20 protein-coding genes are annotated in these 19,150 nt (G+C 64.3%); 7 read left to right on the top strand and 13 right to left on the bottom strand.

The window, feature by feature from the left end; all coding sequences use genetic code 11:
* Positions 1 to 8: 8 nt before the first annotated feature.
* The 6 genes from BJY26_RS09060 to BJY26_RS09035 form a co-directional block, all read right to left on the bottom strand.
* A complete protein-coding gene (locus BJY26_RS09060; protein WP_179427545.1) occupies positions 9 to 866 on the bottom strand; it encodes a 3-hydroxyacyl-CoA dehydrogenase family protein in 858 nt (285 codons plus the stop codon).
* Positions 863 to 1,642, bottom strand: a complete 780-nt coding sequence (locus BJY26_RS09055; protein ID WP_179427543.1) for an enoyl-CoA hydratase/isomerase family protein — start codon at positions 1,640 to 1,642, stop codon at positions 863 to 865. The genes BJY26_RS09060 and BJY26_RS09055 overlap by 4 nt, the downstream gene beginning before the upstream one ends.
* Before the next feature lie 55 nt (positions 1,643 to 1,697).
* A complete protein-coding gene (locus BJY26_RS09050; RefSeq protein ID WP_179427542.1) occupies positions 1,698 to 2,876 on the bottom strand; it encodes a thiolase family protein in 1,179 nt (392 codons plus the stop codon).
* 83 nt (positions 2,877 to 2,959) lie between these two features.
* Positions 2,960 to 3,316, bottom strand: a complete 357-nt coding sequence (locus BJY26_RS09045; RefSeq protein WP_179427540.1) for a GntR family transcriptional regulator — start codon at positions 3,314 to 3,316, stop codon at positions 2,960 to 2,962.
* A 6-nt stretch (positions 3,317 to 3,322) separates the two neighbouring features.
* Positions 3,323 to 4,591 carry an alpha-hydroxy acid oxidase gene (locus BJY26_RS09040; protein ID WP_179429879.1) on the bottom strand — a complete coding sequence of 423 codons (1,269 nt, stop codon included), beginning with the start codon at positions 4,589 to 4,591 and terminating at the stop codon, positions 3,323 to 3,325.
* 2 nt (positions 4,592 to 4,593) lie between these two features.
* On the bottom strand, positions 4,594 to 6,072 hold the full coding sequence (locus BJY26_RS09035) for a malate:quinone oxidoreductase (RefSeq protein WP_179429878.1): 1,479 nt from the start codon (positions 6,070 to 6,072) through the stop codon (positions 4,594 to 4,596).
* Between the two features lie 221 nt (positions 6,073 to 6,293).
* Between BJY26_RS09035 and BJY26_RS09030 the strand changes: the two genes are divergently transcribed.
* A complete protein-coding gene (locus tag BJY26_RS09030) occupies positions 6,294 to 6,797 on the top strand; it encodes a mycothiol transferase (protein ID WP_179427538.1) in 504 nt (167 codons plus the stop codon).
* Positions 6,798 to 6,803: 6 nt separating this feature from the next.
* Here BJY26_RS09030 and BJY26_RS09025 read toward each other — a convergent pair whose 3' ends face one another.
* The 3 genes from BJY26_RS09025 to BJY26_RS09015 all read right to left on the bottom strand — a co-directional run bounded on the left by BJY26_RS09025 (position 6,804) and on the right by BJY26_RS09015 (position 10,438).
* The gene (locus BJY26_RS09025) at positions 6,804 to 7,772 is read right to left on the bottom strand and encodes a formylglycine-generating enzyme family protein (RefSeq protein ID WP_179427536.1); all 969 of its coding nucleotides are present in this window, start codon (positions 7,770 to 7,772) and stop codon (positions 6,804 to 6,806) included.
* The gene (locus tag BJY26_RS09020; protein WP_179427534.1) at positions 7,769 to 8,830 is read right to left on the bottom strand and encodes a tellurite resistance/C4-dicarboxylate transporter family protein; all 1,062 of its coding nucleotides are present in this window, start codon (positions 8,828 to 8,830) and stop codon (positions 7,769 to 7,771) included. The genes BJY26_RS09025 and BJY26_RS09020 overlap by 4 nt, the downstream gene beginning before the upstream one ends.
* Positions 8,831 to 8,947: 117 nt before the next feature.
* Positions 8,948 to 10,438: an HNH endonuclease signature motif containing protein gene (locus tag BJY26_RS09015; RefSeq protein WP_269151214.1), complete on the bottom strand. Its 1,491-nt coding sequence runs from the start codon at positions 10,436 to 10,438 to the stop codon at positions 8,948 to 8,950.
* A gap of 208 nt (positions 10,439 to 10,646) precedes the next feature.
* Here BJY26_RS09015 and BJY26_RS09010 point away from each other — a divergent pair, with 208 nt between their 5' ends.
* Positions 10,647 to 11,099 (top strand): hypothetical protein, encoded by a 453-nt coding sequence (locus tag BJY26_RS09010; RefSeq protein ID WP_179427530.1) that lies wholly within the window; start codon positions 10,647 to 10,649, stop codon positions 11,097 to 11,099.
* 3 nt (positions 11,100 to 11,102) lie between these two features.
* Here BJY26_RS09010 and BJY26_RS09005 read toward each other — a convergent pair whose 3' ends face one another.
* The 4 genes from BJY26_RS09005 to BJY26_RS08990 form a co-directional block, all read right to left on the bottom strand.
* Positions 11,103 to 12,257 carry a glycoside hydrolase family 3 N-terminal domain-containing protein gene (locus BJY26_RS09005; protein ID WP_179427528.1) on the bottom strand — a complete coding sequence of 385 codons (1,155 nt, stop codon included), beginning with the start codon at positions 12,255 to 12,257 and terminating at the stop codon, positions 11,103 to 11,105.
* Positions 12,258 to 12,393: 136 nt separating this feature from the next.
* Complete coding sequence (locus tag BJY26_RS09000) at positions 12,394 to 13,794, bottom strand: selenium-binding protein SBP56-related protein (protein WP_179427526.1); 1,401 nt, start codon at positions 13,792 to 13,794, stop codon at positions 12,394 to 12,396.
* Between the two features lie 114 nt (positions 13,795 to 13,908).
* Complete coding sequence (mraY, locus tag BJY26_RS08995) at positions 13,909 to 15,012, bottom strand: phospho-N-acetylmuramoyl-pentapeptide-transferase (protein WP_179427524.1); 1,104 nt, start codon at positions 15,010 to 15,012, stop codon at positions 13,909 to 13,911.
* Between the two features lie 66 nt (positions 15,013 to 15,078).
* Entirely contained in the window at positions 15,079 to 15,801 is a 723-nt protein-coding gene (locus BJY26_RS08990; protein WP_179427522.1) for a FadR/GntR family transcriptional regulator, read from the bottom strand.
* A gap of 82 nt (positions 15,802 to 15,883) precedes the next feature.
* Between BJY26_RS08990 and BJY26_RS08985 the strand changes: the two genes are divergently transcribed.
* The 5 genes from BJY26_RS08985 (at position 15,884) to BJY26_RS08965 (ending at position 19,149) form a co-directional block, all read left to right on the top strand.
* Positions 15,884 to 16,843 carry an ROK family protein gene (locus BJY26_RS08985; protein ID WP_179427520.1) on the top strand — a complete coding sequence of 320 codons (960 nt, stop codon included), beginning with the start codon at positions 15,884 to 15,886 and terminating at the stop codon, positions 16,841 to 16,843.
* A complete protein-coding gene (locus BJY26_RS08980; protein WP_179427518.1) occupies positions 16,840 to 17,523 on the top strand; it encodes an N-acetylmannosamine-6-phosphate 2-epimerase in 684 nt (227 codons plus the stop codon). Before BJY26_RS08985 ends, BJY26_RS08980 begins: the two co-directional genes overlap by 4 nt.
* Positions 17,524 to 17,874: 351 nt before the next feature.
* Positions 17,875 to 18,261, top strand: a complete 387-nt coding sequence (locus BJY26_RS19550) for a dihydrofolate reductase family protein (protein WP_308191267.1) — start codon at positions 17,875 to 17,877, stop codon at positions 18,259 to 18,261.
* A gap of 30 nt (positions 18,262 to 18,291) precedes the next feature.
* Positions 18,292 to 18,516, top strand: a complete 225-nt coding sequence (locus BJY26_RS08970; RefSeq protein WP_179427516.1) for a hypothetical protein — start codon at positions 18,292 to 18,294, stop codon at positions 18,514 to 18,516.
* 339 nt (positions 18,517 to 18,855) lie between these two features.
* Positions 18,856 to 19,149 carry a hypothetical protein gene (locus BJY26_RS08965; RefSeq protein ID WP_179427514.1) on the top strand — a complete coding sequence of 98 codons (294 nt, stop codon included), beginning with the start codon at positions 18,856 to 18,858 and terminating at the stop codon, positions 19,147 to 19,149.
* Position 19,150: the final 1 nt, after the last annotated feature.

Genomic DNA, 19,150 nt, shown 5'->3' with positions numbered 1-19,150 from the left:
GGTTGGGGTCAGCTCCAGTCGTAGAAGCCGCGACCCGTCTTTTTGCCGAGCGTGCCGGCTTCGACCATGTCCCGCATCAATTGCGGCGGCCTGAACCGGTCGCCAAGCTCCGATTGCAAGTACTCGCTGATGGCCAACCGCACATCGAGGCCGACGATGTCGGTGAGTTTGAGCGGCCCGACCGGGTGCTTGTACCCGAGCGTCATCGCCGCATCGATGTCGTCGGCCGACGCCACGCCTTCTTCGACCATCCGGATCGCTTCGAGGCCGAGAGCCACGCCCAGCCGGGAGCTGGCAAACCCGGGCGAATTGCGCACCGTGACGGGCGTCTTGCCGATGCCCGACACCCATCCGCGTGCGGCGCCGACGACCGCGTCGTCCGTGCGCGCGCCCGTCACGATCTCGACAAGGCCACTGGCCGGCACCGGGTTGAAGAAATGCATGCCGAGAAAGCGCTCCGGAGCGGGAAGCACTGCGGCGAGTTCGTCGATCGACAGCGAGCTGGTGTTGCTGGCCAGCACTGCAGAGTCATTGAGGACGCCGGCGGCGCGACCCAGCACTTCGGCTTTCAGACCCGGGTTTTCCGGCACCGCCTCGATGACGAGCTCGGCGGCAGCGAGCGCGCCGACGTCTTCGGTGACGGTGAGCCTGGCCATTGTCGCGTCGATCCCGGTGCCCGACGGCAGCTTGCCGCGTTCGTCGCTACGCACCACATCGGTGTGAACTCGCTCGCGTGCGGCGGCTCCGGCTGCGGCGTCCGCTTCGATGACTCTCACTTCGGCGCCGGCCAGCAAATACGCATGCGCAATGCCGGCGCCCATTCGGCCGCCGCCGAATACGCCGACGACTGCCGGCACGTCCGTCATGATTTGCCGCCCTTCTTGTCCAGGAACCGCGTCATCCGCTCGTGTTTCTCATCGGTCTCGAACAACACGGCTTGCGCAATCTGCTCGATCACCGGATGCGAGCCCTCCGGAGCGTGCATCACGTTTTTCGTCAGCTGCAGTGCGAGGTCGCCTTGTTTCGCGATCTTCTCGATGAGCCGTTCGGCGGCGTCTTCGAGTTCGTCCGATTCGACGAGCTCGGTCAGCAAATGAACGTCCAGGCTTTCGCGGCCGTCCAGGATCCGGCCGGCCAGCAGTACTTCTTTGGCCACCGGCCGGCCCACCAGCTCCATGAGCCGCCAGGTCGCGCCGGCGCCGGCGATGATGCCCAGCCCCGTCTCGGGGTTGCCGAACCTGGTTTTGGGGCTGCCGATCCGAAAATCGCAAGCATAGGCAAGTTCAGCGCCGCCGCCGAGCGCGTGCCCGTCGATCACGGCGATGGTCGGCATCGGCAGCGCTGCAATGCGATCGAATAGCTTCGAGTTGATCCCGCGCAGCGCATCCGCTCTTCCACGCTCGCGCAGCTGCCGGATATCGGCGCCGGCTGCAAAGATGCCGGACGCGCCGTGGATGGAGAGGATTCTCGGATGCTCGTCCAGCTGGTCGCACACCGCGTGCAGCTCGTCGACCATTTCCTCGTCGATCGCGTTACGCACGTCCGGACGGTTCAACCGGATGCTCACATCACGGTCGGACTCACGCATGATGAGCGTGTTGAATCCGGGCGCCGTCGCCGGGCCGAACGGTGGATCTGTCATTGCTGTCAACCTTTCCGTGGCTGTCGTCGCGTGTCGCCGGTGCGGTGGCTCGGGGTCACGGGCGCTCGACTAAGAGCGCACTGCCCTGCCCGACTCCCACGCACATTGTTGCGAGCCCGCGCTTGGCTCCTGCCCGTTCGAGCCGACCCAGCAGCGTCACGACGAGCCGGTTGCCCGAGCAGCCCAGCGGGTGCCCCAAAGCGATGGCACCGCCGTCCGCGTTCACCGTGGCCGGGTCGAGTTCGAGGGCGCGAATGCAGGCGATGGACTGCGAGGCAAATGCCTCATTGAGTTCCACTGCGTCAAGATCGCCGGTGGACCAGCCGGACCGTTCCATCACTTTCCGGGTCGCCGGGATCGGCCCGAGCCCCATCACCTCCGGTGCTACCCCGGCGTTTGCCGACGCCACGATCCGGGCGCGCGGCGTCAGGCCGAACTCCTGCACGGCCCGCTCGCTGACGACTACCGTGGCGGACGCGCCGTCGTTCAGCGAGCTGGAGTTGCCGGCCGTGATGACGCCGTCCGGGCGCACCACCGGACGCAGCTTGGCGAGTTTCTCGGCCGATGTATCGGCTCGGGGCCCCTCATCGGTGTCGACGGCCCCGGCTTTCGTGTCGACCGGAAGGATCTCGTCGGCAAATCGACCGGCCCGGATCGCCGCAATCGCCGCCTCGTGCGACTCCAATGCGAACCGGTCAAGCTCTTCGCGAGAGAGCTTTTCGCGGTCGGCGACTTCTTCGGCGGTCTCGGGCATCGAAAACGTGGTGGATGAGCCGAAGCGGGGGTTGGCGAATCGCCAGCCGATCGATGTGTCGAACGAGGCTCCGGGGCGCGCCCACGGACGTGCCGGCTTCTCGGTCACCCACGGCGCACGGGTCATTGATTCGACGCCGCCGGCCACGACGACGTCCGCGTCGCCGGCCGCGATCATTTGCCGGGCAGTGGCGATCGACGTCAAGCCCGAGGCGCATAAACGGTTCACCGTGAATCCCGGCACGCTGTCGGGCAGCCCGGCCAAGAGGGACGCCATCCGGGCGACGTTGCGGTTGTCCTCGCCGGCCTGATTGGCCGCACCGAAAATCACTTCGTCGATCCGCGACGGATCGATTCCGGCACGGGAGACGGCTTCGGCTATCACCGCAGCAGCCATATCGTCGGGTCGGACGCCGGCCAGCGCGCCTCCATAGCGACCGATCGGTGTACGGACGCCGGACACGATGAACGCTTCAGCCACTGGATAATCCTTCACTTCGACGGCATTTCGCCCATCTTAACCGACTATTCGGTCAGTAATACAGCCGTCCCTGCCGCGGCCGCTCATCGTGACCGTAGTGCCGCTTCAGCCATCTTCAACGCCGTGGCGTCATCCACGCCGAGGTCGTGCATTGTCGCAGCGAACCGGTCTGCGGCCCGGCGTCCCTTGACGTCAATTCCGCCGGACGCCGCAATGAACGTTCCGCGGCGGCCCCTCGTTTCGATGATTCCGGACTTTTCCAGCTCGCGGTAGGTCTTGGCGACGGTGTTGACTGCCAACCCCAATTGATCGGCGAGCGCGCGGACCGTCGGCAGCTTGTGGCCGACGACCATGTCGCCGGAGTTCACGCCGGCCAGAACCTGCCGTCGCAGTTGTTCATACGGCGGCTCGGACGAGTCGTTGTCGAGCGTGAAGTCCATCGAAGCTCAGGCCCGGGCGTGCAGCTTCACGTGGTCGGGAGTCAGCTCCCCGACACTGCTCACCCCGAGCAATGCCATTGTCCGCTTTGTTTCGGCAGAAAGAATGTCGATCATCCGATCGACGCCGAGTCGGCCGCCGGCCATCAGTCCGTACAAATAGGCGCGTCCGACGAGCGTGAAGTCGGCGCCTGCCGCAATGGCAGCCACCACGTCGCCACCGTTCATGATGCCGGTGTCGAGGATGATCTCGGCGCTCTTTCCGAGCTTTTCGCGCACCGCCGGCAGCACGTGCAGCGGAATCGGTGCCCTGTCGAGTTGGCGGCCGCCGTGGTTGGACAGCACGACGCCGTCCGCGCCGTGATCGACTGCCTTTTGCGCATCATCGACCGTCTGGACTCCCTTGACGAAGAGCTTGCCCTTCCAGATCTCACGCAGCCACTCAAGATCGTCGAAGCTCAAGGTGGGGTCGAACATCTTGTTCATCAGCTCGGCCACCGTGCCGTCGAAATGGTTGAAGCTGGCAAAGGTCAACGGCTCGGTGGTCAAGAAGTTGATCCACCATTCCGGCCGGTACGACGCGTCGAGCACCGTCTTCACCGTCAGCTGCGGCGGCACGGTCAGCCCGTTGCGCACGTCCCGCAGCCGTGCGCCGGCGACGGCGCAGTCGACGGTGACCATGAGCGTGTCGAATCCGGACGCTGCGGCGCGTCGGATCAGCTCAAGGCTCGCGTCCCGGTCGTTCCACAGGTACAGCTGGAACCAGCGCCGCGATCCCGGCGCAGCCGCAGCCACCCGCTCGGGCGACGTCGTGCCCATGGTGGAGAGGCTGAACGGGATGCCGGCGGCATGGGCGGCCTGGACGCCGGCAATCTCGCCTTCGGCCTGCATCATCCGGGTGAACCCGGTCGGGGCGATGCCGAACGGAAGCGCGCTCGGCGCCCCGGCGATAGTGGTCGACATGTCGACGTCCGACACGTCGCGCAGCACTCCGGGGATGAATTCGACGTTCCGGTACGCCTGCCGCGCATTCGACAATCCGAGTTCGAGTTCGGCGGCGCCGTCGGTGTAGTCGAACGGCCCCGTCGGCGTGCGCCGTTTGGCGATGCGGCGCAGGTCCCACACATCGGCCGCGGAGTTCACGCGTGCTCGTCGGCGGTTCAGATCCGGCGTCTTGAATTGCAGCAACGGCTGCAGGTCCGACCATTTGGGTAGTTGTCGTTTCAAAGCCTTACTCCTCGCGTGGGTCCGCTCGAGCGTTTTGGGTTCGGGCCGCAGTGCTAACGATCGAGTTCGAGCAGTTTGGCCGTCCGCTCACGTACCTTTTGTAGCAGTTCCCGGTCGTTGCCCAGATTCTGACCGTATGTCGGGATCATTTCCTTGATCTTGTCTTCCCATTGCGGCATTTGCTCCGGAAAGCACCGGCCCAGCAGGCCGAGCATGATCGGCACCGCCGTTGAGGCGCCCGGCGATGCGCCCAACAGCGCCGCGACCGAGCCGTCGCCGGCGGCGATGACCTCGGTACCGAATTGCAGCTTGCCGCCGCGGTCGTCGTCCTTCTTCATCACTTGCACGCGTTGGCCGGCGGTGATCATTTCCCAGTCGTCGGACTTCGCGTCGGGTACGAAGTCGCGCAGCGCATCCAGCCGGTCCTGCTTCGACTGCAGCAGCTGGCCGACCAGGTATTTGACGAGATCGAGGTTGTCGCGGGCGACCGCGAGCATCACCCCGAGGTTGGACGGGCGCACGGAGAACGGTAGATCGGTGAATTTGCCGGACTTCAGGAACTTCGGCGAGAACCCGGCGTATGGCCCGAACATCAGGTATTTGGTGCCGTTGACGACGCGAGTGTCCAAATGCGGTACGGACATGGGCGGGGCTCCGACGCCGGCGCGTCCGTACACCTTGCCAATGTGCTTGTTGACAAGGTCCGGGTTCGAGGTGCGCAGGAACTGGCCCGATACCGGGAAACCGCCATAGCCGACGCCTTCGGGAATCCCCGACTTCTGCAGCAGGTGCAACGCCCCGCCGCCGGCGCCCACGAACACGAACTTGGCGAATACGCTCGACGTGTCGCCGGTTGTCTTATCCGTCACCGTGACGCGCCAGCGTCGTCCGGCGCGCTTCAAATCGGTGACTTCGTGATTGTTGTGGATGTGGGCGCCCTCGCCTGCGATGTAGTCCATCAGGTGCCGCGTGAGCGAACCGAAGTCGACGTCGGTACCGGATTCGGTCCGGGAAACGGCCACGGGCTCCGAGTCGTCGCGCGAGGAAAACATCAGCGGCAGCCATTCGGCGAGCTTTTGCCGATCCTCGGTGTATTCGATGCCTTCGAACAGCGGCAGATCCTTGAGCTTCTCGTAGCGCGCGCGGAGGTAGTCCACTCCGTCCTTGCCGCTGGCGTAGCTCAAATGCGGCACCGGGTTGATGAACGAGCGCGGCCGAGTGAGTTTGCCGGTTTCCACGAGATGCGACCAGTACTGGCGCGACACCTGGAACTGTTCATTGATCGTCTCGGCCTTGCTGACGTCGATCGAGCCGTCGTCCTTCTCGGGGGTGTAATTGAGCTCACACAATGCCGAGTGCCCGGTTCCCGCGTTATTCCACGGATCGGAGCTTTCCTGCGCAACGGAGTCGAGCCGTTCGTATACGTGCAGATCCCAGTCCGGTTGCAATTCGGTCAAGATCGCGCCCAGCGTCGCGCTCATGATTCCGCCGCCAATCAGGACGACGTCGGCTTGCGTACTCGTATGTGCCACCGTGCTCACGGTCTCCCTCTGGCCTTGACGATCTCGTCCGGCCGGTCCGTTCGAACCCGCCGGTATCCAACTGAACTTTAACGCTCACGGGCCCTTTCCGCCGCATTCGGGGCAGCGGACCGGCCGAGTATGCTCGCAAGTGAGGGCGGGGGAAGCCGGAACAATCGCCACCCGCTGCAACGTTGAACTCATGAACGGCTCAATCTTAAGGACGTGAGGGTATGACGACTTTCGACTTGCTGACCGACGCATTCGGCAGGATCCGCGAAAACGCGCACGAAGCCGCCCGAGGGCTTTCCACGGAGCAGCTCACGTACCGTCCCACCCCCGACGCCAACTCCATCGCTTGGCTGGTCTGGCACCTCACCCGGGTTCAAGACGACCACATCAACGACGCCGCCGGCACCCCTCAGGTCTGGACGGCGGACGGGTGGGCCGAGCGATTCGACCTGCCTCTTCCCGCGGAGTCAACGGGCTTTGGGCATTCCTCGTCGGACGTCGCGGCGGTCACGGCGACGGCGTCGAACCTGTTGGGATACCACGACGCGGTGTACGACCGCACCGTCGAATACCTGAAAACGCTGAACGATGACGACTTGTCCCGCGTCATCGACGAAAATTGGAATCCGCCGGTCACGCTCGGCGTCCGGTTGGTCAGCGTAATCGGCGACGATATGCAACACGCCGGCCAGGCCGCCTACGTTCGCGGTCTCCTGCCTCGGTAGATCGCGTCAGGCGACGGTGCGAAATCCCATATTGCAGGTTGCCGAATCCGGCGTGTTCGACGAGCGCGCAGCATTGCGGTACCGATAGCAGTACGACGCGTGGCAAAGGAAGGATCCGCCGCGCATCACTTTGACCGGCGATTCGGCGGGGCCGGCCGGGTCCACGTCCGGCGACTCACGGTAATACCCCGGATCGAAGTTGTCGGCGCACCACTCCCACACGTTGCCGGTGGTCTGCCACAGGCCGTATCCGTTCGGGGCGAAGGTACGCACCGGGGCAGTCGATTCCCACCCGTCGGCCACCGTGTTGGATCGCGGGAAGTCTCCCTGCCAGATATTGCAGGGCCAGGCCCCGTTGCCGGCATCGTCTGCGCCGAGCTCGTCCCCCCACGGGAACCGGGCGCCTGCCAGACCGCCGCGTGAGGCGTACTCCCATTCGGCCTCGGTCGGCAATCGCCGTCCGGCCCAACGGCAGTACGCCTGCGCGTCGTTCCAGCTGACGTGCACGACGGGGTGGTCATCCAGCCCGTCGATGCTCGTCTTGCGACCGCCGGGGTGACGCCAATCGGCTCCGGCGATACCGAGCCACCATGGCGCATCCGCCACATGGCCGAGTTCGTCTTCGCCCGAGCCGCGGAACAAATGGTGGAAAACCGCCGAATACCCGAAGTTCTCCGATTCCGTCCTGTACCCCGTGTCCCGGACGAAGGCGGCAAACGCCGCGTTGGTGACTGTCGTGACGTCGATGGAGAATTCCGACACCGTCACGTCATGCACGGGCAATTCGCCGTCGGCCGGGTACCCCTCGGCAAATGCGTCTCCCATGGCAAACTTGCCGGCCGGTATCGTCGCTTGTTCGATCGGGTGAACACCATCCTGCCGGACGCCCGCCCCGTCAGCCTCGCAATCATGTTCAGGTTCACTGCCCCGCGCTCCTCCGCCGTCAAATGACGGCGCGCAGCAATGCGGTGTCATGCAGTACCTCCAACCGCGTTGGTGCGGGCCAGGGTGCGCCATAGGTGAATCAGCATGCTGACAAGAGTGACCAGCCAGCACGCGAACGCGAACCACAACTCCGAGTGTCCGATAGCTTCGATCATCGGAAGCTTATCCGCCCGTCCGAGCGACATACTGGCGACCGCGTACATGCCGAGCGGAAAGATCGCACTCCAGATCGAGGGCTCATACGCCTTCGAGACCCGGTGGATGACGTGCCGCCACCATACTGCGATGAGCAGCATGGGTATCAGCCCGGTCGTGAATGCCCAGAAGACCACTGTGACGCCGGCAATCAAATGCTGAGTCGCATCGACCATCGGGGCTTGTTCCATATCGACGATCTTGGTGCCGGCCAAAATTGTGATGGCCAGCGCGCCCATCGATACGGCGTAGGGCGGGTTCAGCTCCTCCGGCGTGAGGTCGTAGAGCAAAAGACGAACGGCGACGAAGATGCCGACAGCCACGTACCAGATCACGCCGACCGACCAGGCCCCAACCGCGAGAATCGCCAGCCCGTCGCGCCATTGGCTCATTGACGGCTCGACGGTGGCGGAGGCAACGGCAACGGACTGACTGGCGACCACCCAGACGAACCAGGTGCCGTTGACGGATTTCAGCAGTGTCGTCTTTTTCCGGCCGAGCAACGTCGTCCACGGCATCGTATAAGCGAAAATCAGCCACGTCACGACCGCCAAGGCCAACAGCACGATCGAAATGCCGACAAGCCCTTGCAGAGCGAGCCGGACCGCCAGAACGTTCGCTCCCGCCACGTAGGTGTTGAACGCGAACGCAATCTTCGGGTTTTCGAAGTCCGCGCGTGCTTCTGCCCGGAATTTGATAAGACGCCAGATCGTCAGCGCAAGAATGATGATGAAAGCAGCAATGCACACGATCAAGAGCGCCATCGACAGTAGCGGCACTCCGGCCATGAACAGACCGGTGGAGATGATTCCGCTGGCCATGACGAGTGCGAAGTATCCGGGCGATAATGATGCGACAGCCGAGCGGGTACGGTCCAGCACGGTGGTTTCCATGCGGCCCCTTCCCGTCTCGCGCAGTACATTGGCGGTCCGTTCCGCCTGCTGCGTCAGCTTATCTATTCTGCCGGCCGCGCGCAGGGAGACCCGCGGGATCGTTCGCCCGGGCGAGAGTTATTCGAGTGGGAGTTGTGGTGGTGGATCTGGTGGTCGGCCGGTAGGGTCCTCGTCGGCGTGGGTGGTCTTGTCCGCGTGGGTGTAGGTGTCCCCGTGGGGTTGTGTGTCGTCTCCGACTGCCCACGCGGGTGGTGGGTCGTGGCGTGTGAACAGGTGTTCGCCGATGAGTCGGCCGTCGGGGTGGGTGAATTGGAAGCCGCCTTGGATGGGGCTGATGGTGATGTCGTGGGAGTGGATGTAGTGGTGGTGGAAGGAGCAGACCAGAACGCCGTTGTCGATACTGGTGGTTCCGTTGTCGGCGGCCCATTCGTCGACGTGGTGGTCTTCGGTGTAGGTGCCGGGCATGGTGCAGCCGGGCCACGTGCAGTGCCTGTCGCGGAGCAGGAGTGCTTTGCGCTGGTAGGCGGTGAAGGTGCGCTTGTTCCGGCCGAGATCGACGGGTTGGCCGTCCGGGTCGAGGACGGCGCGCATGAGCGTGCAGTCACACAGTAGTGTGTCGATTTCGGACGGGGCGAGTGGAATATTATCGCCGATGGTCGCGCCCGGCGCCCGGGTGGGGGCCTTGCCGGACCGTTGCCAGTCGGCCCATTCGCTCGCGGACAGGGTGGCCATCACGTGGGGGCGGACGTTCCCGCCGGTCTTGTAGTCACCGGAGTCGAGCGCGTGCCTGGCGATCGCGGTCAGTGCGTCGGCGCGCCGGTTGCCGGGAGTGCGCGTGTCCTCGGCCGACGGCCGGGGTGTCGCGGCGTCCAGGGCCGCCCGCAGGTGTTCGCCGGCGACCGGGTCGACGAACCCGTCGATCTGGACCCCGCCGTTCCGATCGGACAGCTTCACAAACCGGCGCCGGCGCACCGCGTCCCGGTCGCGTTCAAGCTTCGCCGCGTCGATACGGGCGAGGTCTTGGTCGAGTTGTTTACCGAACGCGCCGGCGTCGGCCCGACCGGCCTTGTGGACCAGGTCCGCCTGCCCCTCCGCGCTCGACAAGGCCTCTTTTTGCGCGTCGGACCCGCGCGAGTACTTCCTGGACGTGACTCTCACGTGTTCGACCGTCACCTCGCCGTCTTCGAGTGCCTGGCCGAGAGCGGGAAGGTCTTCGAGAGTCGTGGCCATATCCACGTCGGATTTCGCCGGCCCGTACCCGGTGCCGGTGTGGTGGCCGAGCCACGATTCGAGCGTTTTGTCTCCGTCCGCGGCCCAATCCCCGGAAGCAGCCTCCGCGCCGACCAGGCGAGTCGTGAGTAACTTCACCCCGCCGGCAATCGTGTTCACCGCATGCATCGCCTGCCGGCGCTCCTGACGCGTCAGCCCTCTCACCACGCCAGGCCGGGCATCAGCCAGCAACGACCGCACCTCACGTTCCAGAACCTCAGTACGCTCAACAATCGACGCGGGAGCAGAGCCGGCAGCCGATTCTGATACCGGAGTCAGCGCTGGCGCGTGCTCGGAGTGCCGATCCGGTGCCGGGTCCTCCGGCTGAATCGCCGCCATCCCGATCACCTCCCGCGCTGACCGCCTACCGCTAAAAATCCATCTACAAACACCCTAAACGCCACCACCGACAACGCCCTCCCGACAACGAAACGCACGCCCTTCAACCACGTGAAGCGGCGCCTTCGGGTTTGCTTCAAATGCCGATTCCGGCACGAAACATGCGAGGATCGTGCCAGGCGCTCGGAGACGACGAAAGGGACAATTCATGCTTGGCCGGACGAATTTCACAGCCGCAGAAATCGAGCACGCGAAAACAACTATCGATGCTCAGCTGAAGGCCTACCGAGCGGTGGCGGACGCCGCCGAGATCAACCCGAACGATGAAGATCTCAACGCGGCAGTGGACGACTTCAATTCCGTGTTCTTCAACAATCTGGCGCTTGCGCTCGACCGCTTCTTCGTCCACCGGGTCCGCGCCGTGACGGGAACCGACGGGAACCCGCTCAACGAACTCGAACTGATCTGCCAATCGCTCATGACGAATAACGGAGTGTTCGACACTGGCACAGTCATCAAGTATTCGCAGGGCGCGTCAATCGTGAAACTCGCGCCGGGCGACACAATTCACTTGAGCGTCGACGACTTCACGCGTTTGTCGGCGGCAGCATTCATTGAGCTCGATGAAAAATTCGGGGAGAAAACGTCAGTAGACGATTGACACCTACCCGAGGCTGCCCCGTAGCCGAATCACCCGCCGCAGCGCATTCTTGAAATGACCCGGGTTCAGCCGATGGCTTTCATACGCCTTGGTCACTGCCGCAACGGTGTTCTCTCCTTGGCTCACGTCGCGTGCGGAGCACAGTAAGAGGTCCATACCTGCCTGCGCTGCCAAGACGCCGCGCTGCGCATAGGATCCGAATGGTTTCAACGCCCCGGCTTCAATGGCGTCCGTCATCGTCACGCCGCGGAAATGAAGCCGATCGCGCAACTCTCCTTGCACGATCCGCTGCGACAATCCGGCCGGGTACTTCGCGTCGAGCGCCGGGTACACGGCCCATGACGTCATCACGAGATCAACGCCTGCGGCGATGGACGGCGCGAACGCCGATTCGTCGACGTCCCGGATTTCCGACAGCGGCTGATCCAAGGTCACGACCTTCAGATCCGTGTTCTGTTCGCGGGTGGCCGCGCCGAGTCCCGGAAAATGCTTGGCTGTCGCGGCAACGCCGACGCCTTGTTGCGCGCGGACGAACGCCGCACCCAATTTTCCTGCCACAGCCGGGTCCGAGCTGTAGGAGCGACCCCACTGATCGTCGAAGTTTCCCGGCGTCCGGAACACGTCCAGCACCGGCGCCAAGTTCAAATTCATTCCGACGCCGGCAAGATTCTCGCCCGCTCCGGTTCCGGCTTTTGCCGCCTCGGCGAGCGGGTCGGCCGACTCGCCGACTTCCTTTTCCGACTTTTCCGGTGCGCCGGGAAGCCTGCGGACGACGCCGCCTTCTTGATCCGTGGTGAGGATCAGCGGGGCTCGCACATCACTCTTTGCATGCGCTTTCTTCAACTCGCGCACGACTTCGGCGATCTGAGTCAGGCTGGAAATGTTCTCACCAAAGAAGATGACTCCACCGACTTCGCCGGCCCGGATCTTTTTGAGCAGTCTTTCGGGCGGCGTCAGTCCCGGGTACGAGAAAATCACGCGCTGGCCGGCCTGCTGGGACGGCGTCAGCCGGACGTGCGCGGGCGGCCCGCCTCGCTGCGTCGTTGCCGCGTGCGCCGGTTGAATGAACTGCGTGCCGGCAAGCGCCGCGCCGGCGACCGCTATGCTTCCGGTGCGGAGAGCAGCGCGTCTCGAAATGGGATAGTGCGACTCGTTCATCGGTCCTCCTGGCCGGCCGCCGACGGGGAGCGACGGAACCGGCTGACCTCGTAACAGTCACATGCGGCCAGTCACACGGTCAAGGAAAACTGCAACATTCATTGTCGCCCCCGCAGCCCCTGCCGGGGCGGCGCCCTCACACGAAGCAGAACGTGTCGGTCGAGCAATCGCCGCCTTCCAGCCTCACTTGGTGCGCCCGGGCGCCGGGAAATTCGACGTGGAAGTTCGGATCGAGAGTCATTGCGCCGCTCGTCGAATCGACGTCGATTTTCAGCATGGCTCCCGGGATGCCTTCCGGGTAGAACTGGTCGTCCCACGTGCTATAGAGCGAATTCGTCGAATAAACGCGTCGCCCGTCCCTGCTGACTTCGACCATTTGCGGTCCGCCTGCCCAGGGTTTGCCGGACGCATGATCGGCTCGATGGGCGATTCCGCCGATCTCGACGGTCCCGGCCAGCACCGGATGCAATGGATCGCTCACATCGTATTGACGCAGTTCCCCGGTCCCCCAGCAGGCAACGTACAGATAGTGGTCGTCAAGCGACAGCCCGATATCCGTGATCACCGGCGGGGCGGCTCCAAACCCGGCAAGGAGCTCCGGCAGGTCGTCGGATTCCATCGGCACGGCCGGAATCGTGATCGTCTTTTCGGCTTTCCACGTCTCGCCGTCGAGGTACCACGTCCACACCGATCCGGAGAGGTCCGACACATCGATGACGACGCCGGCGAATCCGAACGTCTTCATCGGATTGTGCGACGGCCGCAGCTCGAGCACCATCTGGTTCTGGTCGCCCAAATCGATTTCCTGGATCCGCGAGCGAGATTTCATGTCGAAAAAGTGCAGCCGATGACCGTACTCGCGGCCCAACAGCGCCTCCGGCACGAGACCGTCCTCGTACAATCGCGGCGGGCCCCATTCGCTCGAAATCAGCACTCCGGCGTCCTGATGCCACCAGAAGTCGTAGGCCATCGACTGCGTGCCCCGATCGACCTCCCATGCCCCCGTGACGGAGAAATCGGAATGATCCATCGTGAAGATGCCCGCCGGCCCGTCGTTCCCGTCGTCGGTTCCCGAGCCCAGCCCGCTGACGAACACGCCGTCCGGCCCGCAATGGATCGTGTGCGGCCGGCTGTATCCGGACGCCATCACTTCGCTTGCCTCGACCGTGCGGATCAACTTCGGATTGCGCGGATCCGGCCCGGTGTCGAGCACGTAGATCCGCGACGACCGAATACCGGGCACCAACAGGTAACGTCTGTCGACGTCCTCATGACCGGCGTGGTTGCCGGCCAGCGCCGAACTGCATGTGCTCCACCCGTAGTGATGGAACTCGTCGGGAGTGTCGTGCGGCGGCGGATCCCACCTGCCCACGACGGAGCCGTAGTCCGGGGACGCTTCGTCGGTGTCGACCACCGCGATGGCGTCCGGATTCAATAACGCCACGTAGGCCAGTTTCTCGGCCGGTGCGGCGATCGCGTCGTCCACCGTGCGGTACAAGGTTGTGGTCCGGCGTCCTGAGTCATCTGTCTGCGCCATTGTCGCCGCCCCCTTTGATTTTGGTGACAGCTTCTATTTTATGTCCGGAACGACGGGCCGGCGCCTGTCCATCGTGCGAAAACCGAGGGCGGGCCGCCCGCACGGCACAGTGGGCTAGCGGGCGACCCACAACGCGTAAAAGACTCCGATGGCCACCGCATTGCACACCGCCATGATGGACCAGAACCGGACGACTATTGTGACCTCCGGCCAGCCCTTCAACTCGAAATGATGGTGAATCGGCGCCATGCGGAAAACTCGCCTGCCGTGCGTTGCCTTGAAATAACCGCGCTGAATGAGCACGGACGCCGTTTCCATCACAAAGAGCCCGCCGACCAGGATGAGCAGCAACTCGGTGCGAGTGAGAATCGCCAGCGCCGCTATTGCCCCTCCAATGCCGAGAGCGCCGGTGTCGCCCATGATGATCTTGGCGGGGTTCGTATTCCACCAGAGAAAGCCGATCAACGCTCCGCACAACGCCGCTGCGGCCGTGGCCAACCCCAGCGGGGATTGGCTTGTGTAGCACGCGCTGAGATTTTCGGGGGCGATCGCGGCGCTGAAGCACGATTGGTTGAACTGCCAGACGCCTATCAAAACGTAGGCACTGAGCGAAAAGATTGCTGCGCCGGTGGCCAAACCGTCGAGCCCGTCGGCAAGGTTGACCCCGTTCGTCGCCGATATTGCCAACAGATTGACCCAAATCAAATAGAGTATGAGCCCGATAGCCGGAACGGCAGTCCACTGCGCGAAATTCGCCCACGGAATATCCCGGTCGAGCGAGACCGCTTGCGTCGCCGCCGGGGTGCCGGACTCATCCCGATAAAACACGGCAAGCAACGCAAATGCGGTCCCGACCGCTGCCTGCCCAATGACTTTGGGCCACTCGGTCAATCCCAAACTGCGCTTTTTGTGGACCTTCAGAAAGTCGTCGAGAAATCCCACAAATGCCATGCCCACCATCATGAAAAGGACGAGCAGCACCGATACCGGCACGGTCGAGCGAAAGATGAGGGCCGAGCCGAAGACGCCGACCAGCGTCGCCAGCACGAAGATGATGCCGCCCATTGTGGGCAGCCCGCGCTTCACGTGGTGAGATCGCGGACCATCGTCCCGGATGAACTGTCCCCACTCGAGTTTCCGGAACAGCTTGACGAAGCTCGGGGTGAGCACCAGGGAAAAAATCAGCGAGATTACTCCCGCCGTCAGCAACATGACCACTCGGTGAAGTGTTTCACAGCACGGCCGTCAACCCATGGAGGACAAGCCGGACGCCGATGTTGCTCGCTAATCCTCGAGCGCATCGAGCACGCGGCGCAGCGGCGCATAGTGTGCGACGACGGCCGACCGGTAGCCGTCAAGGTCGCCGGCCTGCGCGCACCGGAGCATTTCCCCGTGAGCGGCGGCAGTATCGGCAATGTCGTCCGGCGGGGCGATGCCGAGCCGCGGGGTCACTATCGTGTGCACTTCCCACAACGCGGAGATGAGTTGACCGGCAAGGCTGTTGCCGACACGGGCGAGGAGACGGGAGTGAAATGCGCCGTCCTCGTCGGCGAACGTGCGCCCGCGACGCGCCTTTTCCTGCATCGCGCCGACAAGTTCGGCAAGTTCGGAATCCTCCGTGCCGTCCAGTGCGGCCACGACGTCGCGTGCCATCGCAAGATCGAGCGCTTGCCGGATCTCGACGACCTCGCGCAGCGCGGACATATCGCCCGACGCGTTCATCACGGCCTTGAACGCGAGACCCTCGACGAGTGGCGCCATCGACATCTTCCCGACGATCGTGCCGTACCCGTGCCGCACTTCGATGATGTCGAGAGCTACGAGAGTGCGAATGGCCTCGCGCAAACTCGACCGGCTGACGTCGAGCTGTTCGACAAGCGTCGATTCCGGCGGGAAAGGGTCGCCGGGCCGCAATTCGTGCGAGAGAATATAGTCTTTCAGCTCGGCAGTTACCGACCGGCCACGTCGCGAGTGCTGCGCGAAGACGGCGTCCGTGGGATGCTGCATCGTGTTTGACCTCTCGTCGAAGACTGGTAATTTGATTATCAAACATATGACGTCATATGTCTAGAACGAGCGGAGTCCTCCCATGACATTGGCAGTCGGCCTGGATCTCGGCGGTACGAAAATCGCCGGAGGTCTCGTGTCGCCGTCCGGCAGCGTGAGCGCGACCGCGTCGGTGCCCACCCCTGCCGACGACGGCCCCGCAGCAATCATCACTGCCGCTGCCCAACTAGTTGCCGCTATCGCCGGCCATGCCCGCGAGCCGGTCGCCGGTATCGGTATCGGCGCGGCGGGCGTGATCGACCCCGTCACCGGGCGCGTCATCGCCGCAACGAGTTCATTGCGCAATTGGGCCGGCACGGCTCTCGGCAGTGACCTGCAAGCGGCCACCGGACTGCCGGTGGCCTGCGATAACGACGTCCGCGTGCATGCGCTCGGCGAAGCCTGGCTCGGGGCCGGCGAGGGTGCCGAATCGATGTTGTTGATTGCTGCGGGAACCGGAATCGGCGGCGCGTACGTCACCGGCGACGGACCCACGATCGGCGCCCACGCCGCCGCCGGCCACTTCGGCCACATCCCCTCCCCCGAAGCCGCGGGCCTGCCCTGCACCTGCGGGCGCACCGGCCATCTCGAAGTCATCGCCTCGGGGCCGGCCATCCTGCAGGCCTACGAACGCGCGGCCACCGCGCCGACCGCGCCCGGCGCGCCCACGGACGGCCGGTTCACGTACCCGTCAACGACCCAGGACGTCGTCCGCCTCGCCGCCGAAGGCGACGCCACGGCTGCAGAGGCCGTCGCCGCGGGCGCCGGTGCACTCGGCCGCGCCGTGGCAGGCCTCGTCAACTCACTCGATCCGTCGCTCGTCGTAGTGACCGGCGGAATGGCCGACGCCGGACCGACCTGGTGGAACCCGTTGCATGCAGCCTTCGACGACGAATTGATGGACATCGTGCGCGACTGCCCGCTTCGGCCCGCAACGCTCGGCTCGAACGCGGCACTGATCGGCGCCGCCAAACTCGTATTCGACGAAAGGGCTCGCTCATGACGGAATCGACAACGGTCTTCGAGTCGCTTCGCGGCGGCCTGATCGTGTCGTGCCAGGCCTACCCGGGCGAACCGATGCGGCATGCCGAGACCATGACGCAGGTGGCCGAGGCAGCGGTCGCCGGTGGTGCGGTCGGGATTCGCGCACAAGGGCTCGCCGATATCGCGCTCATCCACGAGCGCGTGCGTTTACCGCAGATCGGACTGTGGAAGGACGGGAACGACGACGTCTTCATCACACCCACCCTGCGTCACGCTCTGGCGGTCGCCGAGGCCGGCGCCGAGGTGGTGGCGCTCGACGGCACACGACGGCGCCGTCCGGACGGGCTCACGCTCGCCGAGACTCTGACCAGGCTGCGCACGGAGACGAACGCGCTGATCATGGCCGATTGCGGAAGCTTGGACGACGCGATGGCGGCCGAGCAGGCCGGCGCGGATTGCGTCGGCACCACGCTGTCGGGCTATTCCGGCGAGCGCCCGAAACTGGACGGGCCCGACCTGGAGTTGATCGAGCAGATCGCGGGCAGCCTATCGGTTCCGGTGATTGCCGAAGGTCGAATTCACACGCCGGCCCAGGCAGCCGCGGCCAAAAGGGCGGGCGCACACGCCGTCGTGGTCGGAACGGCCATCACGCACCCGACCACCATCACGTCGTGGTTTACCGGCGCACTTGCCGATTAGTCCAATCGATTTCCTCTTCGTGCGATGAGTTCGCCCGTCTCGGCTCGTCTTACCAAGCGGAACGTCATCCACCCGCTCATCGAGGAGTCGCCATGGCCCGCGCCAGAATCCACAGCCTGAACGTTTCGCTCGACGGCTACGCCGCCGGCGCGGACGTCACGTTCGACGCCCCAATCGGCGGCGCCGAGCGCTTATTCAGCATGTACGACGGCCGCGTGATTCACGGGGTCGATGCAGTCGACGACGCCATCACCATCGATCGGGCCCTCACCAGCACCTGGGGCCAAGGCATCGGTGCCGAGATCATGGGACGACGTAAGTTCGGTCCCGCGGTCGGCGATTGGCCCGACGATGATTGGCGAGGCTGGTGGGGGCGACGAACCGCCGTTCCGCACGCCGGTATTTGTGATGACCCACTATCCGCACGAAACGATCGAGTTCGCCAACGGGACAAGCTTCCACTTCGTGTCCGGGTCTCCGCGCGAGATTCTCGACCGTGCCTACGAGGCCGCAGACGGCGGCGACGTCCGTATCGGCGGCGGCCCGTCGATGGTGCGTCAATTCCTGCAGGCGGGCCTCGTCGACTTCATGCACCTCGTGATCGTGCCGATCACGATCGGGCATGGAGTCTCGCTGTGGGACGGGCTGGACGGCGTCGAAAGCGGTTTTGCCGTCGAATCCGTTACGTCGCCGAGTGGTCTTGTCCATCAGTTCTGGAACAAGATCGACCACGAGTGATCCGGAAGTGCGCTCCCATATAATTCGACGATGGCTCATCAACCTCGCGGATTCGAATACGCAGTGGTCGGCAATGACGTGCTCATCACCCACAATGGGCGACGAGCGTCAACGCTGCGACATGCGGCAGCACGTCAATTCCTTGCTGACCTCGAATATGACGACCCGCAGGAACTGATGGCGCGCATCACGGGCAATTACAAACGCGGCAACGAGCGAGTTGCCAAGAATCATCCCCGCAATCGGCTGCGCTGATCATCGGTGGAAACCTCAGCGGCGGCAGCGAGAAAAGTCGCTGGAGCGTTATGCCCGGCGGATGATTCTCGCCGTTGACCGCCGGACCCGGCCACGGGTGATCAAGAGAATTACCGGTTACCTCTGTTCGCTCGGAGCCATCCTCGGTTATCTCGGCTTGATCACGTATCTGATCGCCACGCTGCCGATGACTACGTGCGGTCCGTCCGTCGGTTACGTATCAGTGATGCCGCCGCCGGCCGACTAATTTGATTAGTCGGCCGTTGCCCGATTGAACCGCCTTATTTAGGTGATAATCTCCTTGCGTAATTCGGTATTGAACGACAAAGGCGGTGACACGTGGAACGAGACCCGGCCCACACCGACCCGGTCGAGCGCACTCACGATGCCGGCTCGACGTCCGACGCTCTCACGAAAGTACTTGTGCGCGCGCTGCGGGCACTGGGCGAAGCCGGCCGTGCCGACCAAGCCAGCAGACTTGCTGCAGGGGCGTGGTCGGCGATGAGACACAGCGATCCCGCCATTGCCGAAAAGATCAACGGAACCATGCATTATCTTGCTCGGCTGCCCGATCCCGTCGATACCCCGCACTCGGACCACTCGGTCCGGGCATTCACGCACGAAGGAGACTAAC

It is taken from the genome of Spelaeicoccus albus, assembly GCF_013409065.1.
Taxonomy (GTDB): Bacteria; Actinomycetota; Actinomycetes; order Actinomycetales; family Brevibacteriaceae; genus Spelaeicoccus; species Spelaeicoccus albus.
Note: the sequence above shows the minus strand (reverse complement) of the source record. Positions and strands in the feature narration are given on the sequence as shown.

Bases quoted from the DNA above. Each gene is read 5' to 3' on its own strand.
- BJY26_RS09000 (WP_179427526.1), bottom strand. From the start codon at position 13,794: ATGGCGCAGACAGATGACTCAGGACGCCGGACCACAACCTTGTACCGC.
- BJY26_RS09025 (WP_179427536.1), bottom strand. From the start codon at position 7,772: ATGACACCGCATTGCTGCGCGCCGTCATTTGACGGCGGAGGAGCGCGG.
- BJY26_RS08985 (WP_179427520.1), top strand. From the start codon at position 15,884: ATGACATTGGCAGTCGGCCTGGATCTCGGCGGTACGAAAATCGCCGGA.
- BJY26_RS19550 (WP_308191267.1), top strand. From the start codon at position 17,875: ATGATTGGCGAGGCTGGTGGGGGCGACGAACCGCCGTTCCGCACGCCG.
- BJY26_RS09010 (WP_179427530.1), top strand. From the start codon at position 10,647: ATGCTTGGCCGGACGAATTTCACAGCCGCAGAAATCGAGCACGCGAAA.
- BJY26_RS09055 (WP_179427543.1), bottom strand. From the start codon at position 1,642: ATGACAGATCCACCGTTCGGCCCGGCGACGGCGCCCGGATTCAACACG.
- BJY26_RS08970 (WP_179427516.1), top strand. From the start codon at position 18,292: ATGGCTCATCAACCTCGCGGATTCGAATACGCAGTGGTCGGCAATGAC.
- BJY26_RS08980 (WP_179427518.1), top strand. From the start codon at position 16,840: ATGACGGAATCGACAACGGTCTTCGAGTCGCTTCGCGGCGGCCTGATC.
- BJY26_RS09060 (WP_179427545.1), bottom strand. From the start codon at position 866: ATGACGGACGTGCCGGCAGTCGTCGGCGTATTCGGCGGCGGCCGAATG.
- BJY26_RS09005 (WP_179427528.1), bottom strand. From the start codon at position 12,257: ATGAACGAGTCGCACTATCCCATTTCGAGACGCGCTGCTCTCCGCACC.
- BJY26_RS09045 (WP_179427540.1), bottom strand. From the start codon at position 3,316: ATGGACTTCACGCTCGACAACGACTCGTCCGAGCCGCCGTATGAACAA.
- BJY26_RS08990 (WP_179427522.1), bottom strand. From the start codon at position 15,801: ATGCAGCATCCCACGGACGCCGTCTTCGCGCAGCACTCGCGACGTGGC.
- BJY26_RS09015 (WP_269151214.1), bottom strand. From the start codon at position 10,438: ATGGCGGCGATTCAGCCGGAGGACCCGGCACCGGATCGGCACTCCGAG.
- BJY26_RS09030 (WP_179427538.1), top strand. From the start codon at position 6,294: ATGACGACTTTCGACTTGCTGACCGACGCATTCGGCAGGATCCGCGAA.
- BJY26_RS09020 (WP_179427534.1), bottom strand. From the start codon at position 8,830: ATGGAAACCACCGTGCTGGACCGTACCCGCTCGGCTGTCGCATCATTA.